This window comes from Actinomadura nitritigenes (assembly GCF_017573545.1).
In the GTDB taxonomy this organism is placed as follows: domain Bacteria; phylum Actinomycetota; class Actinomycetes; order Streptosporangiales; family Streptosporangiaceae; genus Spirillospora; species Spirillospora nitritigenes.
The window spans coordinates 133,905-156,064 of sequence record NZ_JAGEOK010000006.1; the positions used below are offsets into that span (position 1 = coordinate 133,905).

General features: G+C 73.8%; 19 protein-coding genes. 7 read left to right on the forward strand and 12 right to left on the reverse strand.

Translation table 11 applies throughout. The features are described 5' to 3' along the window. The first annotated feature begins 342 nt into the window (after nucleotides 1–342). Nucleotides 343–1,383 carry an aldo/keto reductase gene (locus J4557_RS10535; protein WP_208266296.1) on the forward strand — a complete coding sequence of 347 codons (1,041 nt, stop codon included), beginning with the start codon at nucleotides 343–345 and terminating at the stop codon, nucleotides 1,381–1,383. Then, the gene (locus J4557_RS10540) at nucleotides 1,380–1,829 is read left to right on the forward strand and encodes a VOC family protein (protein WP_208266297.1); all 450 of its coding nucleotides are present in this window, start codon (nucleotides 1,380–1,382) and stop codon (nucleotides 1,827–1,829) included. The genes J4557_RS10535 and J4557_RS10540 overlap by 4 nt, the downstream gene beginning before the upstream one ends. A gap of 54 nt (nucleotides 1,830–1,883) precedes the next feature. On the opposite strand, the gene J4557_RS10545 is transcribed toward J4557_RS10540, so the two are convergent. Continuing rightward, complete coding sequence (locus tag J4557_RS10545) at nucleotides 1,884–2,576, reverse strand: SDR family oxidoreductase (protein ID WP_208266298.1); 693 nt, start codon at nucleotides 2,574–2,576, stop codon at nucleotides 1,884–1,886. A 157-nt stretch (nucleotides 2,577–2,733) separates the two neighbouring features. Between J4557_RS10545 and J4557_RS10550 the strand changes: the two genes are divergently transcribed. Next, nucleotides 2,734–3,666 carry a helix-turn-helix transcriptional regulator gene (locus J4557_RS10550; RefSeq protein WP_208266299.1) on the forward strand — a complete coding sequence of 311 codons (933 nt, stop codon included), beginning with the start codon at nucleotides 2,734–2,736 and terminating at the stop codon, nucleotides 3,664–3,666. Nucleotides 3,667–4,671: 1,005 nt separating this feature from the next. Beyond that, nucleotides 4,672–5,949, forward strand: coding sequence for an HNH endonuclease signature motif containing protein (locus J4557_RS10555; protein WP_208266300.1), 1,278 nt, complete (start codon nucleotides 4,672–4,674; stop codon nucleotides 5,947–5,949). A gap of 932 nt (nucleotides 5,950–6,881) precedes the next feature. On the opposite strand, the gene J4557_RS10560 is transcribed toward J4557_RS10555, so the two are convergent. The 6 genes from J4557_RS10560 to J4557_RS10585 form a co-directional block, all read right to left on the reverse strand. Continuing rightward, nucleotides 6,882–7,640: an MgtC/SapB family protein gene (locus J4557_RS10560; RefSeq protein ID WP_208266301.1), complete on the reverse strand. Its 759-nt coding sequence runs from the start codon at nucleotides 7,638–7,640 to the stop codon at nucleotides 6,882–6,884. Between the two features lie 259 nt (nucleotides 7,641–7,899). After that, nucleotides 7,900–9,381 carry a CoA-acylating methylmalonate-semialdehyde dehydrogenase gene (locus J4557_RS10565; protein ID WP_208266302.1) on the reverse strand — a complete coding sequence of 494 codons (1,482 nt, stop codon included), beginning with the start codon at nucleotides 9,379–9,381 and terminating at the stop codon, nucleotides 7,900–7,902. Nucleotides 9,382–9,390: 9 nt separating this feature from the next. Next, entirely contained in the window at nucleotides 9,391–11,241 is a 1,851-nt protein-coding gene (gene iolD / locus J4557_RS10570; protein WP_208266303.1) for a 3D-(3,5/4)-trihydroxycyclohexane-1,2-dione acylhydrolase (decyclizing), read from the reverse strand. A gap of 81 nt (nucleotides 11,242–11,322) precedes the next feature. Then, on the reverse strand, nucleotides 11,323–12,225 hold the full coding sequence (locus tag J4557_RS10575) for a Cgl0159 family (beta/alpha)8-fold protein (protein WP_208266304.1): 903 nt from the start codon (nucleotides 12,223–12,225) through the stop codon (nucleotides 11,323–11,325). Then, on the reverse strand, nucleotides 12,222–13,184 hold the full coding sequence (gene iolC / locus J4557_RS10580) for a 5-dehydro-2-deoxygluconokinase (RefSeq protein ID WP_208266305.1): 963 nt from the start codon (nucleotides 13,182–13,184) through the stop codon (nucleotides 12,222–12,224). The genes J4557_RS10575 and iolC overlap by 4 nt, the downstream gene beginning before the upstream one ends. Continuing rightward, nucleotides 13,181–14,119, reverse strand: coding sequence for a TIM barrel protein (locus J4557_RS10585; RefSeq protein WP_208266306.1), 939 nt, complete (start codon nucleotides 14,117–14,119; stop codon nucleotides 13,181–13,183). Before J4557_RS10585 ends, iolC begins: the two co-directional genes overlap by 4 nt. Before the next feature lie 208 nt (nucleotides 14,120–14,327). Here J4557_RS10585 and J4557_RS10590 point away from each other — a divergent pair, with 208 nt between their 5' ends. The 3 genes from J4557_RS10590 (at nucleotide 14,328) to J4557_RS10600 (ending at nucleotide 17,692) form a co-directional block, all read left to right on the forward strand. Further along, nucleotides 14,328–15,050: a GntR family transcriptional regulator gene (locus J4557_RS10590; protein ID WP_208266307.1), complete on the forward strand. Its 723-nt coding sequence runs from the start codon at nucleotides 14,328–14,330 to the stop codon at nucleotides 15,048–15,050. Nucleotides 15,051–15,252: 202 nt separating this feature from the next. Next, a complete protein-coding gene (locus J4557_RS10595; protein WP_208266308.1) occupies nucleotides 15,253–16,605 on the forward strand; it encodes a phytase in 1,353 nt (450 codons plus the stop codon). 124 nt (nucleotides 16,606–16,729) lie between these two features. Then, nucleotides 16,730–17,692: a LacI family DNA-binding transcriptional regulator gene (locus tag J4557_RS10600; RefSeq protein WP_208266309.1), complete on the forward strand. Its 963-nt coding sequence runs from the start codon at nucleotides 16,730–16,732 to the stop codon at nucleotides 17,690–17,692. Between the two features lie 25 nt (nucleotides 17,693–17,717). Here the strand turns inward: J4557_RS10600 and J4557_RS10605 are convergent, their stop codons facing one another. From J4557_RS10605 to J4557_RS10625, 5 genes are read right to left on the reverse strand one after another with little or no spacing between them, the layout of a single operon-like run. After that, nucleotides 17,718–18,494 carry an MBL fold metallo-hydrolase gene (locus J4557_RS10605; RefSeq protein WP_208266310.1) on the reverse strand — a complete coding sequence of 259 codons (777 nt, stop codon included), beginning with the start codon at nucleotides 18,492–18,494 and terminating at the stop codon, nucleotides 17,718–17,720. Next, a complete protein-coding gene (locus J4557_RS10610; protein WP_208266311.1) occupies nucleotides 18,491–19,333 on the reverse strand; it encodes a Cof-type HAD-IIB family hydrolase in 843 nt (280 codons plus the stop codon). Before J4557_RS10610 ends, J4557_RS10605 begins: the two co-directional genes overlap by 4 nt. After that, a complete protein-coding gene (locus J4557_RS10615) occupies nucleotides 19,330–20,181 on the reverse strand; it encodes an inositol monophosphatase family protein (protein WP_243775562.1) in 852 nt (283 codons plus the stop codon). Before J4557_RS10615 ends, J4557_RS10610 begins: the two co-directional genes overlap by 4 nt. Then, nucleotides 20,178–21,038, reverse strand: coding sequence for an HAD family hydrolase (locus J4557_RS10620; protein ID WP_307799624.1), 861 nt, complete (start codon nucleotides 21,036–21,038; stop codon nucleotides 20,178–20,180). The genes J4557_RS10615 and J4557_RS10620 overlap by 4 nt, the downstream gene beginning before the upstream one ends. After that, the gene (locus J4557_RS10625; protein WP_208266312.1) at nucleotides 21,035–22,159 is read right to left on the reverse strand and encodes an ABC transporter ATP-binding protein; all 1,125 of its coding nucleotides are present in this window, start codon (nucleotides 22,157–22,159) and stop codon (nucleotides 21,035–21,037) included. Before J4557_RS10625 ends, J4557_RS10620 begins: the two co-directional genes overlap by 4 nt. Between the last annotated feature and the right edge of the window lies 1 nt (nucleotide 22,160).

Sequence of the window (22,160 nt, forward strand, 5' to 3'; positions counted from 1 at the left end):
CCTGCGGCATTTCCATGGTTACGCAAAGAGCGCACTCGACCTGGGAAGGTCCGGGCAGCGGAACCCTTGCCGCGAGGCGAGCGGGACGGGCGGCGAAGCGCGCGGAAATTCGCCGTGACGGGCAGCGCCATCGACGCGATATCGACGTATTAGTCCGATATACGAGTGACAGCGTCCCGGTCGGAGACCGGAAAACTTTCCGGAGTCATGCACGACACGGTGCGGTTCCGCTGCGCGTCGGCGGACCCGGGACCGCGCTCGCGCCAGACGGGGCCACGGCTTGACCTGGAGCGCGCTCCATCTCCTAGCGTTCTGCCCGTCCACCACGAGAAGGAGCCCGCATTGCAGTACCGGAAGCTCGGCCGCACCGGCGTGGAGGTCAGCACCCAGTGCCTCGGGGCCATGATGTTCGGCGCGGTCGGCAACCCCGACCACGACGAGTCCGAGCGCATCATCCACCGCGCGCTCGACGCCGGGATCAACTTCGTCGACACCGCCGACATGTACTCCGCCGGGGAGAGCGAGGAGATCGTCGGCCGCGCCCTCAAGGGCCGCCGCGACGACGTCGTCCTCGCCAGCAAGTTCTTCTTCCCGCTCGGAGACGAGCGCAACGCCCGCGGCGGGTCCCGCCGCTACATCGTCCGCGCGGTCGAGGCCAGCCTCCGCCGCCTCGGCACCGACCACATCGACCTCTACCAGATGCACCGCCCCGACTGGGACACCGATCTGGAGGAGACCCTCGACGCCCTCACCGACCTCGTCCGCCAGGGCAAGGTCCGCTACATCGGCTCGTCGTCCTTCCCGGCGGACCAGATCGTCGAGGCGCAGTGGGCGGCGGCGCGCCGCGGCGGCGCCCGGTTCGTCTGCGAGCAGCCCCAGTACTCGATCTTCGCCCGCTCGATCGAGGACGCCATGCTGCCCACCGCGCAGCGGCACGGCATGGGCGTCATCCCGTGGAGCCCGCTCGCCGGCGGCTGGCTGACCGGCAAGTACCGGCGCGACGAGACGGCGCCCGCCGGCTCCCGCTTCGCGCCCTCCGACGACTCGAACTGGAAGGGCCGCACGGTCGACACCGACCCGAGCGCGCCCGTCCGCTTCGACGCCGTCGAGCGCCTCACCGAGATCGCCGACGAGGCGGGCCTGCCGCTGACCCACATGGCGCTGGCCTTCGTCGGCGAGCACCCGGCGATCACCTCGGCCATCATCGGCCCGAAGACGATGGCGCAGCTGGACGACCTGCTCGCCGCCGCCGACATCCGGCTCGACCCGGCCGTCCTGGACGCGATCGACGAGGTCGTCCCGCCCGGCACCGACATCGCGGGCATCAAGCACCTCACCGGCAACCCGGCGCTGAACCCCGAGAACCGCCGCCGCCCCCGGTGACCGGCTTCTACCACGTCTGCTTCGCCGTCCCCGACCTCGCCGCGGCGATGCGCGACCTCACCGCCACCACGGGCCTGGCCTGGCGCGACCCCGCCGACGGGCGGATCGGGGAATGGGACTACCGGATCGTCTTCTCCGCCGGTGGAGCCCCGTTCGTCGAGCTCATCGAGGCCGCGCCGGGCGGGCCGTGGGGCGACACGTCCCGGCCGGGCTTCCACCACCTCGGGTTCTGGACGTCCGACCTCGCGGCGGGGACGGCCGCGCTCACCGCCGGCGGCTTCGCCGAGACGTTCTCCGGCTGCCCCTACGGCCGCGCGTTCGCCTACCACCGCGTCGACTCGATCGGCGCGCACGTCGAACTCGTCGACCAGGGCCTCCAGGCATCCTTCCTGGACACCTGGAACCCCGGCGGCCCGCCGATGCCCGCCATCGACGAGCCCACCTGACCCGCCGCCCGCCCGCCGCCGCGCCGCCTCCCCGTGCGACCGGGCGTTCCCAGGTCAGACGGGCTGACCGATGGGCCGGATGGTGAGGGTGTTGAGGTCGACGCCCGCCGGCTGGTCGAGGGCGAAGCAGATGGCCTCGGCGATGGGCTGGGGAGGCAGCGCGAAGGGGGGAGCGCCGGCGCCTTGCCAGAAGGGCGTGTCGATCATGCCGGGGTTGACGAGGGCGACACCGATGCCGCGGGTCGTGGCGTGCAGGCGCAGGTTCTCGGCCAGCCCGGTGACGGCCCACTTGGTCGCCGAGTACAGGTTGGCGGGGGCGTTCTTCAGCCCGGCGACGCTGCCGACGAGCACCAGCCGTCCGCCGGTGGCCTCAAGGTGGGGCAGGGCCGCGTGGGCCAGGAGGGCGGGGCCGAGAACGTTGGTGAGGACCATCGGCGCCCACGACGCCGGGTCACCGGCCCCGATGGAGTCACCGGTCATGAATCCGGCGTTCGCCACGGCCGCGTCCAGCGCGCCGAAGTGCTCCACGGTGCGGGTCACGACCGACTCGGTGGCCTCCCAGTCCGCCGCGTCCGCGACGAGGCCCAGCAGCCGGTCGGGGTGGCCGGCCTCGTCGAGGAACGCCTTCAGCCTGCTCTCGTCGCGGCCGGTGACGGCCACTCGGTGGCCGCGGCCGAGCAGCAGCCGCGCGGTGTGGGCGCCGATACCGCTGGTCGCACCGGTGATCAGTACAGTCTTGCCGGACATGTCATGCTCCTCGGGTGTAAGTGGCGGACGGCGACGAAGGAAGCCGTTCGGGCCGCCGATCCCACGAAACCGGCGCCGGCACGGGCGAGGAAGGTCGCGTTTATGGGGGGCATAAACGCAACCTCCCTATCGGCCGGTCCGTAGGTACGGTGGACGAATGGAGCCTCCGCCCGAGAGCCGCGCCGGCAGTCGCACCGACAACCGCTCCGACATCCGCGGCTTCCTCACGAGCCGGCGCGCCAGGCTCGCCCCGGAGCGGGTCGGGCTGCCCACGAGCCGGCGGCGCCGGGTCCCGGGACTGCGGCGCGAGGAGGTCGCGGCCCTCGCCGGCGTGAGCACCGAGTGGTACACGCGGCTGGAGAGGGGCCACATCGGCGGCGTGTCCGAGGAGGTGCTCGAAGCGGTCGCCCGGGCGTTGCTCCTCGACGAGGACGAGCGCACCTACCTGCTCGATCTGGCGAGAGCGGCCCGCCCCGCCGGCCGGGCGGGGCGCCGCCGCCGCAACGACGTCGAGATCCCGTCCTCCGTCCAGTGGATGGTCGACTCCATGACCATGGCCCCCGCCTTCGTGCGCAACGGCCGCTTGGACCTCGTCGCGAGCAACGCGCTGTGCAGGGCCCTCTATTCACCGATGTTCGACAGCGACACCACCGCTGAGCGGGGGTTCGCCAACTTCCCCCGCTACTTCTTCCTCGACCCTGGCTCTTCCCGTTTCTTCGTCGACTGGGAGGAAGGCGCGAAGGCCACGGTCGCCGTGCTCCGCGCCGAAGCCGGACGCGAACCTCACGACCGGGCCCTGCGTGAGCTCGTCGGTGAACTGTCCACGCTCAGCCCCGAGTTCCGCACCATGTGGGCCAGTCACGACGTCCGAATCCACCACGAGGGCGTCAAGCGGCTGGACCATCCCGAGGTCGGCCGCCTCGAGTTGACGTTCCGCTCCCTGAACCTGCCCCTGGCTCAGCGGGCCGTACACGACCTGACGGTCTACGCCGCCGAGCCGGGCACCCCGTCGGAGGACCGCCTGAAAGTCCTCGCCAGCTGGGCAGCACCTCGGACCTCGGCCACGGAACCGCTCCGCCCTCCCCGCTGACACCGGACGGATCAGGGCCGAACCCTGCGAGCAACCGCTTCGCGAGCGCCTCACCACGATCGCCGACACGGCGAATCCAGGCATCAAGCACCTCACCGGCAACCCGTCCCTGACCCCCGAGACGCGCCGCCGCCCCCGCTGGCCCCCGGCGACCCCCGGCCAGGCGTCCCGGCGAGCCCGAACGCACCGTCCCCGTGACCGAGCCGAGCGCCCGGCGTCCCAGCGTCCGGCGTCCGGCGTCGGCGGGAGAACGTCTCGCGCTCGGTCATGAGGGCTGTACAACCGCATCGACGACCAGAGCGCCTCGCCGGACGGTCGGCATCAGCCGGGTGCGAGCGGCCTCGTCGAGATGGCGTACGACGCATTCGATGCGACTCTTCGGGGCGCCTGGACTTCGCCGAGGAGGGTAGGCCACCGGTCCGGGGAGGGTGGATCACCGGTCCAGGGAGGCCGCGGCCGCGCTACGTCCGGGCGGCCAGGACTCGATCGCGTCGGCGGTGGCGCTGTCCGGGCGGCTGCGCTCGTTCTTGATCATGTACGTGATCAGTTCCCGTTCATGCCCGGCGATGAGCATCTTTGCAGCACGCAGATCACGCGGTGAGCGCCCTTCAAGGAGGGCGAATTCGAAAGTTCTCCGATGCCATAATTCATGACCCCATCGACGTTCTCGCGACAACCAAGAAGGGTGTTCGGGTGGTGGGGTGGCGCTGGCGTACGGGGCCGCCCCTCCAAAGTCAAGGGCGCCTTCGGCGTCGCTTCGCGATGGACTTCGTCCACCCTTGACTTTGGAGCCTCTGCGGCCCCTGAGGCAGCGTTAGGGGCAGGCTCCGCCTGCCCCGCCCCGGGTCGCGCCACCCCACCACCCCCTTCCGTCAGGGACCAGCCTCGGGGTGCTCCATAGAACAAAGACTGCAAGGGCACGCTTGCCTTTCCCGCCAAAAAGATACCGGAAGGAATGTGCCGTGAACGGCCCCGAATGTCGGTCACACAGGGTACTATTTACGTATGCAATCAGTGACGGTCGAGCTTGAGGCCGCGTCCACCATGGAACTGGTGAACGCGCTCTCAACCATCGCCACTGAACTCGCCTCAAGGGAAGCCCCCGAATCAGCTGCCGCATGCCTGGAACTCACCGAAACCCTCGTGGCCGCCTCCGATAAGCAGGAAAGCGCCCTCGCCGCATTCATCGGCCGAGTCGACGCCACCAAAGAACAGGCCCGGTGGGGATACCCCTCCACCCAAGCATGGCTGCGATCCCGGCTCGGCATGCGCGACAACCGCGCCAAGGAGCGCCTCACCCTTGCCCGGCAGCGGCGTCGCCTCCCGCAGGTGGCCGAGCAGCTCGCAGCCGGGGAGCTGTCTTACGGTTACGCCGTCACCGTCGCCGACTCGGTCTCCCGTCTGGACGACCACGACTGCGCCGAGGCCGAGGCGACCCTGCTCGGCTTCGTCGACCAGGGCTTTTCGGCCGGGAAGGTCGCCGCGTTCGGGCGCCGCATCCGTGACCTCATCGCCGAACGCGACGACACCGAAGACGCCCCCGATGAGGATTCTCGGCGCGGTTACGACAAGTCGTGGCTCACCACTACCCGATCTCTGGACGGCGGCCGGTACGTTAAAGGGTGGCTGAACCCCGAGGACGCCGCGATCTGGGACGGCACCCTGGCACCGCTGGCCAAGCCGGCCGGACTCGACGACCGCCGCGACCTTCCCGAACGCACCGCAGCGGCACTGTCCAGTGTCCTGTCGGGCGGGCACAAGGCTTCCAAGGTCACCGTGATCTGCGACCTGGACACCCTCACCGGAGGCAACGCCCCGGCCCGCCTCACCGACGGCACCCCCATCCCCGCCGCCCAAGCCCGCCGCATCGCCCTGGCCGCCGGGGTATCGCCCCTGCTGCTCGGGCGCGGGAACACCCCGCTGTACCTGGGCTATCGGGAGCGGTTCGCTTCGGCAGCACAGCGGCAGGTGCTGGAGACGCTCTACTCCTCGTGTGCGGTGCGGGGATGTGAAGTGCCCGGGACGCTGTGCGAGGTCGACCATGTCCACGGTTGGGCGCTCGGGCGGTCGCCGACCGACATCGATCAGCTCGCTCTGACCTGTGGGTGGCACAACCGCTTCAAACACACCAACCCCGACCAGATCCAGATCGGCAAGGATCACGACGGGCGATACGTCTACCGGCTGCTCCCACCAGCCGACGCCAGAGGACCCGCGACCGGGACCGGACCACCGGGCAGCATCGGCCCACCCGACAACCCCGCCCTCGACTGGGCCGCATAACCGCACCACCCCGCCACACCGCACCCGGTCATGCCCTGCGCCGGTCTACCGCCCGCATCCACCCCCGGTGACGGGCGGCCCCGGCATGCCCACACCACAGACGACGGCGCCCCCTCACACCGGTGCGCGCCCCACCAGACACCCCTCAGCAGAGACCACCCCAACCCACCCGGCCACTGCACCGCCCAGGCACCGACCCACCCCACACCACCCTGGACTGGGGCTGCATCACCACCCCGCCCCAGCAACACGGCACCCGGCCACACCCTGCCCCAGGCCATTCGCACCCACCCCCATCAGGGGCGAGCCAGCCTCCCTATATGACATCGCCATGCCAACACGGCAGTGCGATGCGGATGCAATGGCCGAGACCGCCCCGGCGAACGCAGTGCGCCACCCCTACAGGCCGCAATGCCAGAGCCATCGCCAACACCGGATCACGGGCGACTCACACCGACGGGCCTGGCGACGGCCGGGAGCGAACTGCCGAGAACGGGTTCGCCCCTGACGGAAGGGGGTGGTGGGGTGGCGCGACCCGGGGCGGGGCAGGCGGAGCCTGCCCCTAACGCTGCCTCAGGGGCCGCAGAGGCTCCAAAGTCAAGGGTGGACGAAGTCCATCGCGAAGCGACGCCGAAGGCGCCCTTGACTTTGGAGGGGCGGCCCCGTACGCCAGCGCCACCCCACCACCCGAACACCCATTCCCCATATCGCAAGAACACCCCCCCGTCCGACCCCCCGTCCGACCCCCCGTCCGACACCCCACCATCCGCCACTCCGTCATCCGAACACCCTGGCCATCCGCACGCCTCGCCATCCGAACCCCCTGTTGCCATTCATTTGAATAGCCACCCGGTAAGCGACGGGACTGGTCGTTCATTCGGTGGTCATTTGGAGATGAAACGGCTAGCGATATCGCCCCCGATGCCGGCGGGCTACTCGTCGTCGCGGTCGGCGCCTGTGGTGACGGCGGCGACGTCGGGGAGTTCGCTCAGGACGGCGGTGAGGTCCGGTATCGAGCCGGGGCCTTCGAGGACGAGGGTGACGACCGCGTTCCAGTGGCCACGGCGGTGCGCGGTCTCCTCCCGCCCGCGGCGTTCGTCGCGGCCGAGGTCGGTGTCGTCCGGCAGGTGCTCGCGTTCCACGTCCGCCTCGATGACGGCGAAGCCCCGCTGGGTGCATTCGACGAGGACCCGGCGGAGCGCCCCGCGTCCGTCGCGGTAGACCAGCCGCATCCGGGTCCGGTCGGCGGGCCGGAACCGGTCGAGCGGCAGCCGGCGGGTGAGCGGGCTCAGCCCGTAGACGACGAGGAAGTGCCCGGCGGTCCCGGCGATCGCGAGGAGCCAGAGCCCGCCGCCCGCGGCCATCCCGACGGCGGCGGTCACCCAGACGACGGCGGCGGTGGTGAGGCCGCGTACGGCGTCGCGGCGGACGAAGATGAGGCCGCCGCCGATGAAGCCGATACCGGAGACGATCTGGGCGGCGACGCGGGACGGGTCGAACGCGACGGGTCCGGGGGCGTGCTGGAAGCCGTACTTGCTGACCAGCATGAACAGGGCGGCGCCGACGCCGACGAGGGTGTGCGTGCGGAGGCCGGCGCTCTTGTTGCGCACGCCCCTTTCGAGGCCGATGCATGCGGAGAGCACGAGGGCCAGTACGAGTTCGCCGATCTGGACGAGTCCTTGGCCTGTCACTACCTGGTCCTCCGTTCCGGTCGACGGCCCCGCTTGTCGACCTTGCTTGTCGACCTTGCTTGACGGTCCCCGCTGGCCGCCCCGCTGGCCGCGCCGGTGGCCGCGCCGGTGGCCGCGCCGGTGGCCGCGCCGGTGGCCGCCCGGTGGCCGCCCCGCTGGCCTCGCCGATGACCGCGCCGATGGTCGCGCCGGTGGCCGCCCCGTGGCCGCCCTGGCACCCGCCGGGACAGGTGCCGGGGCGGCGCGGTGGCGCGGCGGGTCAGGTCGCGGTCGGGAAGGCCATCTCGCCGGCGGCGGACGCGGTCTGCGGTTCGGGCCACCGGGACGTGACGGCCTTGGCGCGGGTGTAGAACCGGACGCCTTCGGGGCCGTGGATGTGGGTGTCGCCGAACAGGGACGCCTTCCAGCCGCCGAAGGAGTAGAACGCCATCGGCACCGGGATGGGCACGTTGACGCCGACCATGCCGACGTGGACGGCGCGCTGGTAGCGGCGGGCCGCCTCGCCGGACGAGGTGAAGATCGCGGTGCCGTTGCCGTGCGGGTTGGCGTTGACGAGCGCGATGGCCTCGTCGAGGCCGCCGGCGCGCAGGACGATCAGGACCGGCCCGAAGATCTCCTCGGTGTAGGCGGGCAGGTCGGTGCCGACGCCGTCGAGCAGGCAGGGCCCGAGGAAGTAGCCGGGGCCGGGGCGTCCGCGGCCGTCGACGACGACGGTGGCGCCGGCGGCCTGCGCGGCGTCGACGTGGCCGGTGACGCGGCGCAGGGCGTCCTCGCTGATCAGGGGGCCCATGTCGCTGCCGGGGTCGGTGCCGGGGCCGACCTTGACGGCGCGGGCGCGGTCGGCGAGCCGCGCGACGAGGGGGTCGGCGGCCTCGCCGACGGCGACGACGACGGAGATCGCCATGCAGCGCTGCCCGGCGGAGCCGTAGGCGGCGGAGGTGATCTGGTCGGCGGCGTGGTCGAGGTCGGCGTCGGGGAGGACGACGGCGTGGTTCTTGGCGCCGCCGAGGGCCTGGACGCGCTTGCCGGCGGCGGTGGCGGTCTCGTGGACGTGCCGCGCGACGGGCGTGGACCCGACGAACGACACGGCGGCGACGCCGGGGTGCCGGATGAGGGCGTCGGCGGTCTCGCGGTCGCCGTTCAGCACGTTGAACACGCCGTCGGGGAGGCCGGCCTCGGCGTACAGGTCGGCGATGAGGGCGGACGCGGACGGGACGCGCTCGCTCGGCTTGAGGACGAAGGTGTTCCCGGTGGCGATCGCGATGGGGTGCATCCAGAGCGGCACCATGACGGGGAAGTTGAACGGGACGATGCCCGCGCACACGCCGAGCGGCTGCCGGAAGGAGTAGGCGTCGATGCCGGAGGACACCTGGTCGGAGTACTCGCCCTTGAGGGCCTGCGGGATGCCGCAGGCGAACTCGACGACCTCGCGGCCGCGGACGATCTCGCCGCGGGCGTCGTCGAGGACCTTGCCGTGCTCGGCGGTGACGAGCCGGGCGATCTCGTCCTCGTGCCGTTCGAGGAGGTCGCGGAAGGCGAACATGATGCGGGCGCGGCGGGCCTGCGAGACGTCCTGCCAGGTCTCGAAGGCGCGGGCGGCGGCGCCGACGGCGGCGTCCACCTCGGCGGCGCGGCCGAGGACGACCTCACCGGCCTGCTTTCCGGTCGCGGGATCGTGCACGGGGGCGGTCCTGCCTCCGCCGACCTCGACACCGCCGATCCGGTGCTGAATCAGGCTCATGATTTCCTTTCACAGGTAGCGGCGCTGGGCCTTCTTGGCGTCGTCGTAGCGGGCGCGGGCGTCCCGCGTCGCGCCGCGCCGGGAGGTCTCGGCGACGGGGACGTCCCACCAGGCGTCGCTGCCGGGGGCGGGGGCGAGCGGGTCGGTCTCGACGTGGACGACGGTGGTGCGGGGGGAGGCGGCGGCCTTGCGGAGCGCGGCGCGGAACTCGTCGGCGCCGGTCGCGCGGAGGACGTCGGCGCCGAGGCTGGCGGCGTTGGCGGCGAGGTCGACGGGGATGGGCGCGCCGTCGAGCCCGGTGCCGGTGCGGACGCGGTGCCGGGTGCCGAACCGGTCGGCGCCGACGGTCTCGGACAGGTTGCCGATGGAGGCGTAGCCGTGGTTCTGGACGAGGACGACGACGAGCTTGATCCCCTCGGCGACGGCGGTGGTGAGCTCCTGCGCCATCATCAGGTACGAGCCGTCGCCGACCATGACGAACACCTCGCGCGAGGGGTCGGCCATCTTCACGCCGAGGCCGCCGGCGATCTCGTAGCCCATGCAGGAGTAGCCGTACTCGACGTGGTAGCCCTTGGGGTCGCGGGTGCGCCAGAGCCGGTGGAGGTCGCCGGGCATGGAGCCGGCCGCGCAGACGACCACGTCGCGGGGGCCGGACTCCTCGTTGACGATGCCGATGATCCGCGACTGGGCGGGCGGGTCGCCGTGGTCGAGCGCGTAGGCGCCGTCGACGACGGCGTTCCACCGGGCCGTCAGGTCCCGCGCGTTCTCCCGGTGGGCGTCCGGAGCCGTCCATCCGGCGAGGGCGGCGTCCAGCGCGGTGATGGCCTCGCGCGCGTCGGCGACGATGGTGGCGCCGCCGAGCTTGAACGCGTCGGCGCGGGCGACGTTGATGTTGACGAACCGGACGCCGGGGTTCTGGAAGAGGCTGTGCGACGCGGTGGTGAAGTCGCTGTAGCGGGTGCCGATGCCGACGACCACGTCGGCGTCGCGGGCGAGCGCGTTGGCCGCGGTGGAGCCGGTGGCCCCGATCGCGCCGACGGCGGACGGGTGGTCCCAGGACAGCGAGCCCTTGCCCGCCTGCGTCTCCGCGACGGGGATGCCGGTGCGTTCGGCGAACGCGTGGAGCGCGTCGGTGGCGCCGGAGTAGATGACGCCGCCGCCCGCCACGATGAGCGGGCGCTCCGCCGCTTGGAGGAGCGCGCACGCGTCGTCGAGGTCGCGGGCCTCCGGCAGCGGCCGCGGGATGCGCCAGACGCGCCGGGCGAACAGCTCCTCCGGCCAGTCGTACGCCTCCGCTTGGACGTCCTGGGGCAGCGCCAAGGTGACGGCACCGGTTTCCGCAGGGTCGGTGAGGACGCGCATCGCCGCCATCAGGGCGCTGGGGAGCTGCTCGGGGCGGTTGATGCGGTCCCAGTACTTCGACACCGGCTTGAAGCAGTCGTTGACCGACACGTCATGGGACCGCCCGTCCTCCAACTCTTGAAGGACGGGGTTGGCCGGACGGGTCGCGAAGACGTCCCCCGGCAGCAGCAGCACCGGCAGCCGGTTGATCGTCGCCAGCGCCGCACCCGTGACCATGTTGGTGGCGCCCGGCCCGATCGAGGTCGTGCACGCCAGCGCCGACAACCGGTCGCTCATCCGCGCGAAGCCCGACGCGGTGTGCACCATCGCCTGCTCGTTGCGGGCCATGTAGTACGGCATCTCCTCGCCGTACTCCAGCAGCGCCTGCCCGATCCCCGCGACGTTCCCGTGCCCGAAGATCCCGAAGCACCCCGGGAAGAACCGCTGCTCCCGCCCGTCGCGCTCCGACCACTGCGCCGCCAGGAAGCGCACCAGCGCCTGCCCGACCGTCAACCTCATCGTCTTCTCCTTCACAGCGCCCACCTCACCGTTCACTCCGCCGCTCACCGTTCGCTCACCGCTCACCGTTCACTCCGCCGCTCACAGGGCGTCCACGGCGGCGTCCACCGCGCCCGCGACGTCGCCGTCCTTCGGGTACAGCAGCGACCGGCCGACGATCAGCCCGCGCACCGTCGGGAGCCGCAGCGCCCGCCGCCACCCGTCCAGCGCGGCGCGCGGGTCGTCGGCGACCTCGCCGCCGAGCAGCAGCGCGGGCAGCGTCGACGCGGCCATCACCCGTTCCATGTCCGGGACGACCGGGACCTTCAGCCAGGTCCGCGCCGACGTGGTGCCGAGCGCGGACGCGATCGAGACGGCCCGGATCATCGCCTCCGGCGTCAGCACGTTGCGGACGCGGCCGTCGACGCGGCGGGAGACGAACGGCTCGACCATCGCCATCAGCCCGTGCCCGGCGAGCGCGGACACCGCCTGCGCGCAGCCCTCCAGGGTGTCGGCGGTGGCGGGGTCGTCGTCGTCCACCCGCAGCAGCATCTTGCCGCCGTCCAGCCGGGACGCGGCGATCGCGTCCGCGCTGTAGGCGGTGAACCGGTCGTCGATCTCGAAGGACGCGCCGGCCAGGCCGCCGCGGTTCATCGAGCCGAGCACGATCTTGCCGTCGAGCACGCCGAGGAGCAGCAGGTCCTCGACGATGTCGGGGGCGGCGAGCACGCCGTCCACGCCGGGGCGTTCCAGCGCGGTGCAGAGCCGGTCGAGCAGCTCGCCGCGGTCGGCCATCGCGAAAGGGTCGCCGCCGGCGGCGAGCGCGCCGCGCGCCGGATGGTCGGCGGCGACGATCATCAGCCGTCCGGTGGCGCCGGCCGGGGCGGTCCGCCGCGGCCGGCGGGCCGCCGCCTCGGCGATGGCCTCGGGCCGCCGCACGCGGGTCTCGGTCAGCGCCGCGATCCGCGAGCGCGCCGGGGACTCGGCGCGTGTCTCCACGCTCATGCCGGCACCCCGTCCAGCAGCGCCGCCACCTCGGCGTACTCCGGCATGGCGGCGGCGCACGCGAGCCGCGACGCGACGACCGCGCCGGCGGCGTTGGCGAACGCGACGGTCCGCGCCAGGTCCCAGCCGGACAGCAGGCCGTGGCAGAGCGCGCCGCCGAACGCGTCGCCCGCGCCGAGGCCGTTGACGACCTCGACCGGCACCGGCGGCGCCTCCACGACCTCGCCGTCCGCGCCGACCGCCAGCACGCCGTCGGGCCCCCGCTTGACGACGGCGAGCCGGACGCCCCGGTCGAGCAGCGCGCGGGCGGCCCGCACCGGGTCGGTCTCGCCGACGGCGACCTCGCACTCGGCGAGGTTCCCGACGGCGACCGTCGCGTGCTCGAGGGCCTCGGCGGCCCAGCGGGACGCCTCGGCCGCGGACTCCCAGAACATCGGCCGGTAGTCCAGGTCGAGGACGGTGAGGGCGGCGCGCGGCCGGGCGCCGAGCGCGGCGAGCGTCGCGGTCCGGGACGGCTCGGCGCACAGCCCGGTCACCGTCGCCCACAGCACCCCGGCCGACCCGATCGCGGCGAGGTCCAGCTCGTCGGCGCGGACCTCCAGGTCGGGGGCCTTGGGGAAGCGGTAGAAGTACAGCGGGAAGTCGTCCGGCGGGAACAGCTCGCAGAACGTGACGGGCGTCGGCAGGCCGGGGACGTCCGCGACGAACCGGGCGTCCACCCCGTACTCGGCGAGCGCGCGGCGGACGAACCGGCCGAACGGGTCGGCGCCGGTCCGGGTGATCACGGCGGCGCGGCGCCCGTACCGGGCCGCGGCGACCGCGACGTTGGTGGCGCTGCCGCCGAGGAACCGGCCGAAGCGCTCGACCTCGTCGAGCCCGACGCCCGACTCCAGCGGGTACAGGTCGACCCCGACGCGGCCCATCGTGATGACGTCCAGGGACGCGGGCTCAGCGGTCATGCCGCGATCCCGGCGAGGAAGTCCAGGCACGCGCGCACGTCCCCGATCGGCCCGGCGCCGTCGTCCGGCTCGCGGTCGAGGATGGTGTCCTGCTCGAGGACGTACCAGCCGCCGTACCCGGCGCCTTCGAGGGAGCGGACGATGCCGGCGATGTCGATGTCGCCGCCGCCGAGGGGCCGGTAGATGTTCGCGCGGACGGCGTCGGTGTAGGCGATCCGGCCGGCCTGGACGTCGCGGGCGAGCCCGGCGTCGACGTCCTTGAGGTGGACGTGCGCGATCCGCCCGGGGACGCGGGCGGCCAACTCGCCCGGGTCGACGCCGCCGATCAGCAGGTGCCCGGTGTCCAGGCAGAGCGGGATGCCGGAGCCGTCGAGGACGCGCCGGACCTCGTCGGAGCGCTCGACCATCGTGCCCACGTGGGGGTGCAGGACGGCGCGGACGCCGGACTCGGCGGCGAGCGCGGCGATCCGGTCGAGGTTGGCCAGCAGCGCCGCCCAGCCCGCCGCGTCGAGCGCGGGCCGCTCGTCGTACCCGTCGAGCCCGTGCACGGCGGCGAGCACGAGCGTCAGGCCGCCTTCCGCGGCGCCGGCGGCGGGAGCGTCCGCGCCGGGCGCCCCGGGCGCCCCGGTCGCCTTGGAACGTTCCACACCGAACGCGGCCAGGGTCCGCCGGATCTCGGGGAGCGGGTCGCGGTCCGGGTCGTGCAGCACGACCGGGGCGAACCCGCCGAGCGGGCGGAGCCCGTGCGCGGCCAGCAGGTCCGCGCGCTCGGCGGCGCCGGCGGGCAGGAAGCCGTCCGGGCCGAACTCGGTGGCGGCGAGGCCGAGGGCGCCCATCTCCGCCAGCACCCGGTCCGGCGCCATCTGGTGCCCCCACCCGGGCACCTCGCACACCCCCCAGGAGATCGGCGCTCCCGCGACGCGGTCTTTGATCATCGGCACTCCATCCCGGTGAAAGGCGACGCCGGCGCCGCGGCCGGCCACGCCGAGTCTGCTGAAACCGGCCGAGCCATGTCAAGGCTTTGTCATGACATTATGAGGTAAGGAGGTTCGGCCAAGCGCGGAGTATCATCCGGTACGGAAGCCCCGGCCGGAAGCCCGGCCGGGAGCCGGGCCGGAGGGAGCCGGGGTGTACCGACCGCGCGTGATCGTGGACCGTGGCAGCCCCGTGCCGCTCTACTACCAGCTGGCCCGGCAGCTCGAGGCCGCCATCCAGTCCGGCGAGCTGTCGCCCGGCACCCGGCTGGAGAACGAGCTGGAGATCGCCGAGCGCTGCGGGCTGTCCCGGCCGACCGTCCGGCAGGCGATCCAGCACCTGGTGGACCGCGGGCTGCTGGTGCGCAAGCGCGGCGTCGGCACGCAGGTCGTCCTGTCGGAGATCCGCCGCCCGGTCGAGCTGACGAGCCTGCACGACGACCTGGCGGCGGCCGGCCGGGAGCCGCACACCGACGTGCTGGAGTTCGGCACGGTACCCGCCGACGACCGGGTCGCCAAGGAGCTGGGCCTCGCGGCGGGCGACCCCGTGCTCCGGATGCGCCGCACCCGGCGCACCGGCGGCGAGCCGCTCGCGCTGCTCACCAACTACCTGCCCGAGGGCCTGCTCGCCGTCACCGCCGACGACCTCGCCCGGCACGGTCTCTACGAGCTGCTGCGCGCGAGCGGCGTCAACCTGCGGATCGCCAACCAGTCCATCGGCGCGCGCCGCGCCACGGCGGAGGAGGCGCGGCTGCTGGACGAGCGGCGCGGCGTCCCGATGCTCACCATGACCCGGACCGCCTACGACGACAAGGGCACCGCGATCGAGTTCGGCCGCCACGTGTACCGGGCGAGCCGCTACTCCTACGCGCTCACGCTCGTCGAACGCTGACCGGCGCTGACCGGCGCTGACCGGCGCCGACCGGCGCCGACCGGCGCCGACCGGCGCTGACCGGCGCTGACCGGCGGCGCCCGGCGGCGCCTGCGCGGGAGCGCAGGACCTCTGTGATCAATTAGAGCGCTCTATTGAATTAGAGCGCTCTAACGCTTACGGTGCAGGGCATTCCCCCCACGAGCGCATCAGGAGGAACCCGATGCCCTTCGCACCGTTCCGCAGCCGGCCCCGCCTCGCCGCCGCCGCGGTGACCGCCGCGCTGGCCGCCGCCGCGCTGTCGGCCGCCCCGGCGTCCGCCGACGACGACGAGCTCGCCCAGGTCCACGCCCGCCTGGAGACCCCGGCGGTGTTCGACGACGACGCCGGCGGCAACGCCAACGCCGACGACCCCGCGATCTGGAACCACCCGAGCGACCACGACGGCGACCTCGTCATCGCCACCCTCAAACAGGCCGGGCTCGCCGTCTACGACGCGTCCGGACACGAGATCCAGCGGATCGCCGCGCCCGCGCCGCCGCGCGAGGGCGACGAGCCGGGCCGCTTCAACAACGTCGACCTGATCTACGGGTTCCGGCTCGGCGACCGGAAGGTCGACCTCGCCGTGGTGTCCGACCGGGGCCGCGACATCGTCCGCACCTACGCCATCGACCCGCGCGCCGCGCTGCGGCACGGCGCGCCGCTCACCGACGTCACCGACGCCGCCGCCCCGTTCGTGTTCTCCTCGTCGCTCGACCAGGTCAACGACCAGGCGACCGCGTACGGGATCGCGTCGTGGAAGGGCGGGGACGGGGCCTCGTACGCCGCGCTGAGCCGCCGCCACACCCCGCGCGTCGGGATCGTCCGGCTGGCGGCGACGACCGCCGGCAAGATCACCTACCGGCACGTCCGGGACGTCGACCTGCCGTCCTCGTTCGCGCTGCCGGGCGGCGGCACCTGGTCGCCGTGCGAGGACCCGGGCCGCGGCCCGCAGGTCGAGGGCATGGTCGCCGACGAGGAGCACGGCGTGCTGTACGCCGCGCAGGAGGACGTCGGCATCTGGCGCATCCCGCTCGACGGCGGCACCCCGAAGCTCATCGACAGGGTCAAGGACTTCGGCGTCCCGGCGGCCTACAACGCCGAGACCGACGAGTGCGAGGTCACCGGCCCCGACCCGGGCGCCGGCGGCCAGCACATCACGCCTGACGCCGAGGGCCTCACCATCTACCGCAAGGACGACGGCGAGGGCTACCTGCTCGCGTCCAGCCAGGGCGACAACACCTTCGTCGTCTACGACCGGGAGGGCTCCAACGAGTACCTCGGCCACTTCCGCGTCGCGCCCGGGACGAACGCGGACGGCTCCGAGGAGTGCGACGGCGCGATGGTGACCAGCGCCCGCGTCGGCGGCTTCAAGAACGGCCTGCTGGTCGTCCACGACGGCTTCAACGCCCCCGACGAGACGGGTCCGGACGGCGAGGTCCGCACGAACACCGACTTCAAGTTCGTCGACTGGAAAGACGTCGTCGACCCGCTCGACCTGGACGTCACCCCCGGCGCCTGGGACCCCCGCGACTGATCCGCTCCACCATCCTCGCGGCGGGCCGCCGTCATGAGCGCCTTCATGACGACGGCCCGCCGCGAGGCGACGCGCGGGGCGGGCGGCTGGTTGGATCGGGGGCAGCGTGAGCGAAGGAGCGTCGATGTCCCATCCGACCTTGGAAGACGTCGCTGCGCGTGCCGGGGTGTCCCGGGCGCTGGTGTCGCTGGTGATGCGCGGCTCGCCCAAGGTCGGCAAGGAGCGCCGCGAGGCCGTGCTGAAGGCGGCGGACGAGCTGGGCTACCGGCCGAACGTGATGGCGCGCGGCCTGGCCGCCGGGCGCACCGGGATGGCCGGGGTGCTGGCGGCCGACCTGCACGACCCGCTGTTCGCCTCCGTCCACGACGGGCTGGCGGAGGAGGCGGGGCGGCGGGGCGTCCGGTTGCTGCTGGCGAGCGGCGGCGGGCGTCCGGCGCGCGAGCGGGCCGCCCTCGGCGAGCTGTTCGACCTGCGGCTGGACGGGCTGCTGCTCGCGGGCCCGAGGATCGCGGCGGCGGAGATCGAGCGGGCCGCCGCCGGGTGCCCCGTCGCGGTGGTGGGGCGCTCGCTGCGGTCGGCCGGCGTCGACTGCGTGACCGCGGACGACGCGGCGGCCGTGCGGCTGGCCGTGACGCGTCTGGCGGACCTCGGGCACCGCCGCATCGCCTGCATGAGCGTCGGCCGCTCGCGCCTGGAGAAGGCGTTCGAGGCGGCCGTGGACGAGGCCGGGCTCACCGCCGTCGAGGATCTCCGGTGGCGCTCGCCCGGGGCGCCGACGGCCGTCCTCGCGCTCGGCGATGTCACCGGGACGGCCGCGCTGACCGGCCTCTACCGTGCCGGGCTCGACGTGCCGGGGGAGGTGTCGCTGATCGTGCACGGCGACGCCCCGGGCGCGGCCGCCGCCGGCGTGACCACGGTCGCGGCCCCGCCCGCCGAGCTGGGACGGCTGGCCATGGCCGCGCTGCTCGACCGGATCGGCGGTGCCGGCGGCGGCGGCGGTGGCGGCGGCGCGGCGGGGGAGGGACGGCGCGTCACCGTCCCTCCCGTCCTGACCGAACGCACCACGACCAGGCCGCTCACGCCATGAACCAGGCCGCTCACACCAGGGCGCCTCACACCATGACGCGCAGCCCCGGCACGGCGAGCGAGATCGGCCCGGCGTAGACCTGCCGGGCGTCGCGCAGCGCGGCGAGCGGGTCGGCCCACGGCCGCAGGTGCGTGAGGACGAGATGTCCCGCGCCCGCCTCCCTCGCCAGCCCGGCCGCCTGGGCGGGCGTCAGGTGCGTCTCGGCGGCGCCGGGCGTCCGCACCGACGCCGCCGCCTCGCACAGCAGCACGTCCGTGCCCCGCGCGAGGTCGAGCAGCGCGTCGCACTCGCCGGAGTCGCCGGAGTAGGTGAGGCTCGCACCGCCCGCAGAGACGCCGCCCTCCGAGCCCCCGCCCGCTGACGCGCCGCCCGCCGAGACCCGCACCGCCACGCCCGGCACCGAGTGGACGACCGGCGCCGTCACGACGGTGAGCGGCCCGAACGGGTGCGGCCCGGCGGGCGGGGTGCGCCAGTCGAGCGCCCCCGCGTACGCGGGCGGCGCCGCCGGGTTCACGACGTGCGCCGCCGTCCCGGCGGGCGCGGTCACGGGCAGCCGCTTCGCCGCGCCGCGCCGGTCCCGCAGGTAGGCGAGGGGGATGAGGTCCGCGTAGTGGTCGCGGTGCGGATGGCTGATCACGACGGCGTCGATGGCGCACGGGTCGGCGTAGCGCTGCAACGGGCCGAGCGCTCCGGTGCCGAGGTCCAGCAGCAGCCGGAACCCCGCGTGCTCCAGCAGGTAGCAGGAGCACGCGGCGTCCGGCCCCGGGACGGTGCCCGCGCAGCCGACGACGGTCAGGATCACGCCATGACCCGCGCGACCAGGTCGGCGACGGCGCCCGCCGCGCAGTCGGCGACCACGACGTCCGCGGCGGCGCGGACGCCGGGATCGCCGTCGCCCACGGCCGCGCCGAGCCCGGCGGCCTGGATCATGTCCAGGTCGTTGGGGTTGTCGCCGATGGCCGCGATCCGGTCCATCGGCACGCCGCGCAGTGCCGCCAGCTCGCGCAGCGCGGTGCCCTTGGTCGCGCCCGCCGGCAGCACCTCCAGGTACGTCGCCTCCGACCGGACGAGGGTGACGCCGGTCCCGGGGTCGGCGGCGAACCCGCCGAGGGCCGTCTCCGCCGCGCCGACCAGGCCGGGCCGGTCGCAGATCAGCATCACCTTGATGATCTCGTCGAAGGGCAGCTCGCTCCACGAGCCGACCCGCGCGAGGGCGATGCGGTCGCGCCGCGCGTACTCGGCCAGCGCGGCGGGCAGCGCCGTCTCAGGGGCCCGGACGTGGGCGCGGCCGCCGCTGAACGCCACCGGCCGCACCCCGTCCGGCATCTCGTCGAACAGCAGGGTCAGCCGCGCCCACGCGGCCGCGCTCAGGCACCGCCGGTACAGGACCGCGCCCGTGCTCAGGTCGACGACCCGGGCGCCGTTGTAGAGGATCGCCGGGGTCGTGAGGCCCAGCTCCCGGTAGTACGGCAGCGCGGACTCCTCGCTGCGCCCCGTCGCGACGACCACGCTGCCGCCCGCGCCGGTGAAGCGGCGCAGCGCCGCCAGGTTCGCCTCGACGATCCGCAGGTCGCGGCCGACGAGCGTGCCGTCCAGGTCCGTGACGATCCACTCGGCGGTCCGCACGCCGGTGGCGCTCACCGGCGGCCCGCCGGGGCGAGGCCGGCGATCTCCGACAGCACGGACCGGGCGAGGTCGAACCCGCCGACGCACGCGACGTAGCCGGGCGCGTCCCAGTCGTCCCCGCCCGGCTCCCCGCCGAGCGGCAGGTACGTCCCGCCCGCCTGCCGGATCAGCAGCAGCCCGGCCGACACGTCCCACGCGTTGACGGACGTGCCGTACGCCGCGTCCGACCAGCCCGCCGCGACGTGCGCGAGGCACAGCGCCGCGCTGCCCGGGCGCCGGACGGTGGCGAACGACTCGACGAGCCGCGCGTAGTCGCGCAGCGCCGCGTCGCCCGCCCGCTTCAGCTCGCGGGCGTTGGGGTAGCCGGTGACGATCACGCCGGTCCGGTCCTGCGCGGCGCCGGCGGAGCGGATCGGCTCGCCGTTGCAGGCCGCGCCGCCGAGCGACGCCGCGAACATGTCGTCGCGGACCGGGTCGTACACGACGCCCGCGACGACCTCGCCGCCCGCGACCGCCGCGATCGAGGTGCAGAAGAACGGCAGGCCGGCGGCGAAGTTCGCGGTCCCGTCGATCGGGTCGACGTACCAGCGGACGTCCCCGGCGCCGCCTCCGCCGTCGCCGCGCGTGCCGCCCTCCTCGCCGACGACGACGCTGCCGGGCGTGTGCTCGGCGAGCACTTCGCGGATCGTCTCCTCGGCGGCCCGGTCGTGCTCGGTGACCGGGTCGTGGAAGTCGCGCTTGACCGCGACCTCCGGACGCGAGCGGAACGCGCCGCGCAGCCGGTCGCCGGTCGCGCGCGCCGCGATCTCGGCGATCCGCGCCAGCTCCTTCGACTCGGGCACGTCGATGCCCTTGCTGTTCATGCGTCTCCTTGGGCAGCGGTGGTGAGCAGGTCCAGCAGCCCGTGGCCGTCGTCGACGACGGCGTCGGGCCGGTAGCGGACCTCGTACGGGACGTCGTAGGTGCCTTTGGCGACCATCAGCACGTTGCCGCCGACGCCGGCGCGGTGCCCGCACACCACGTCCCGGTCGAAGTTGTCGCCGACGTACCAGGCGTCCTCGGGCTCGACGCCGAGCGCGCGCGTGGCGATCCAGATCATCTCCGGGTTGGGCTTCCGGACGCCGGCCTCGTCGCTGTACACCTCGATGGCCAGCTTCCCGGCGAGGCCCGTCGCCCCGGTGTAGTCGCGGTGCACGGCCCCCGACAGCGCGTTGCTGACGATCCCGCAGGGGACGCCGAGCGCGGCGGCGCCGTCCAGCAGCTCGGGGATGCCGGGGCGGGTGCGGCGGTCCTGCCGCAGCTCGCCCATCCGCTTGCACAGCGGGGTCGCGTGCGCGACGACGAGCTGCCGCGCGGCCGCCGGCCAGTCCGCGGCGACGTAGTCGCCCCAGAAGCCGGTGTGCGTCATCTCCGGCGGCGCGTAGGGCCGCGACATCGCGTCCTTCCAGCACTTGTCGGCGGCGGCGCCCGCCTTGATGTCGGTCTCGACGGCGGCGGCGTCGAGGTCGTGGCAGCCGGCGCGGGACAGCAGCGCGTGCACCTCCTTGGCGAGCGCCGCCGACCAGCCGGGCCTGCGGGACGTCTCGACCAGCACGCCGCCGAAGTCCAGCAGCAGCGCCCGCGGCCTGCGCATCGCCCGCCCGGAGAGCCGGTGCACCCTCTCCGCCGCGGTGGCCGGGGTGGTCGCGGGGCCGGCGTTCACGGAGTTCGCGTCGCTCACTTGGCGCCCTCGCGGACCGGGGTGACGGCCTCGTCCCAGGCGGCCGTCCGGACGCCGTCCTCGCCGAACAGGTGCAGGTGCTCCGGGCGCGCCCAGCAGCGCAGCGCGTCGCCGGGGCCCGCGCCCGGGTCCTCGTGCGTGATCGCGAACATCCGGGTGTCGTGCGCGCGCAGCCCGACCGTCCAGCTCGGGCCGGTCGGCAGGACGGTCTCGACGACGGCGTCCTCCGACCAGGCGGTGTCCGGCACCGCGCCGCCCGCCGGGGCGAGCCGCAGCGCCTCGGGGCGGACGCCGAAGCAGCCGGCCGGGCCGAAGCCGCCGCGCTTCTCGGCGAACCGCTGGAGCGACGAGGCGAGCCCCGCCTGCTCGGCGGGCACCATGTTCATCGGCGGGCTGCCGACGAACTCGGCGACGAACCGGTTCGCGGGCCGCTCGTACATCTCCATCGGCGGCGCGACCTGCTGCAGCTCGCCGTCGCACATGACGGCGATGTGGGTGGCCATCGTCATGGCCTCCATCTGGTCATGGGTGACGAACACGACGGTCGCGCCGGTCTCGTCGTGGATGCGCTTCAGCTCGGTGCGCATCTCCAGCCGGAGCCGCGCGTCCAGGTTCGACAGCGGCTCGTCCAGCAGCAGGACGTCGGGGTCGACGGCGAGCATCCGGGCGAGCGCGACGCGCTGCTGCTGCCCGCCGGACAGCTGCGACGGGTAGCGGTCCATGCAGTCGGCGACGCGGACCTTCTCCAGCGCCTCCTTCGCGCGGGCCCTGCGCCGCTCCGCCGGGACCTTGCGCATCCGCAGCCCGAACTCGGTGTTCCCGCGCACCGTGAGGTGCGGCCAGAGCGCGTAGTTCTGGAAGACCAGCCCCATGTCGCGCTTCTCCGGCGGGACGTAGACGCCGCGCTCCACCGAGTCGAGCACCCGGTCCCCCACGGTGATCTCACCGCGGGTCGGCTGCTCCAGCCCGGCGATCATGCGGAGCGTGGTCGTCTTCCCGCAGCCGGACGGCCCGAGCAGGCAGGTGAACGAGCCGTCGGGGATGGTGAGGTCGAGGTCCTTCACCGCCGCATGCCCGCTGACGTAGTTCTTGACCACTCCGCTGAGCGTGATGGTCGGCATT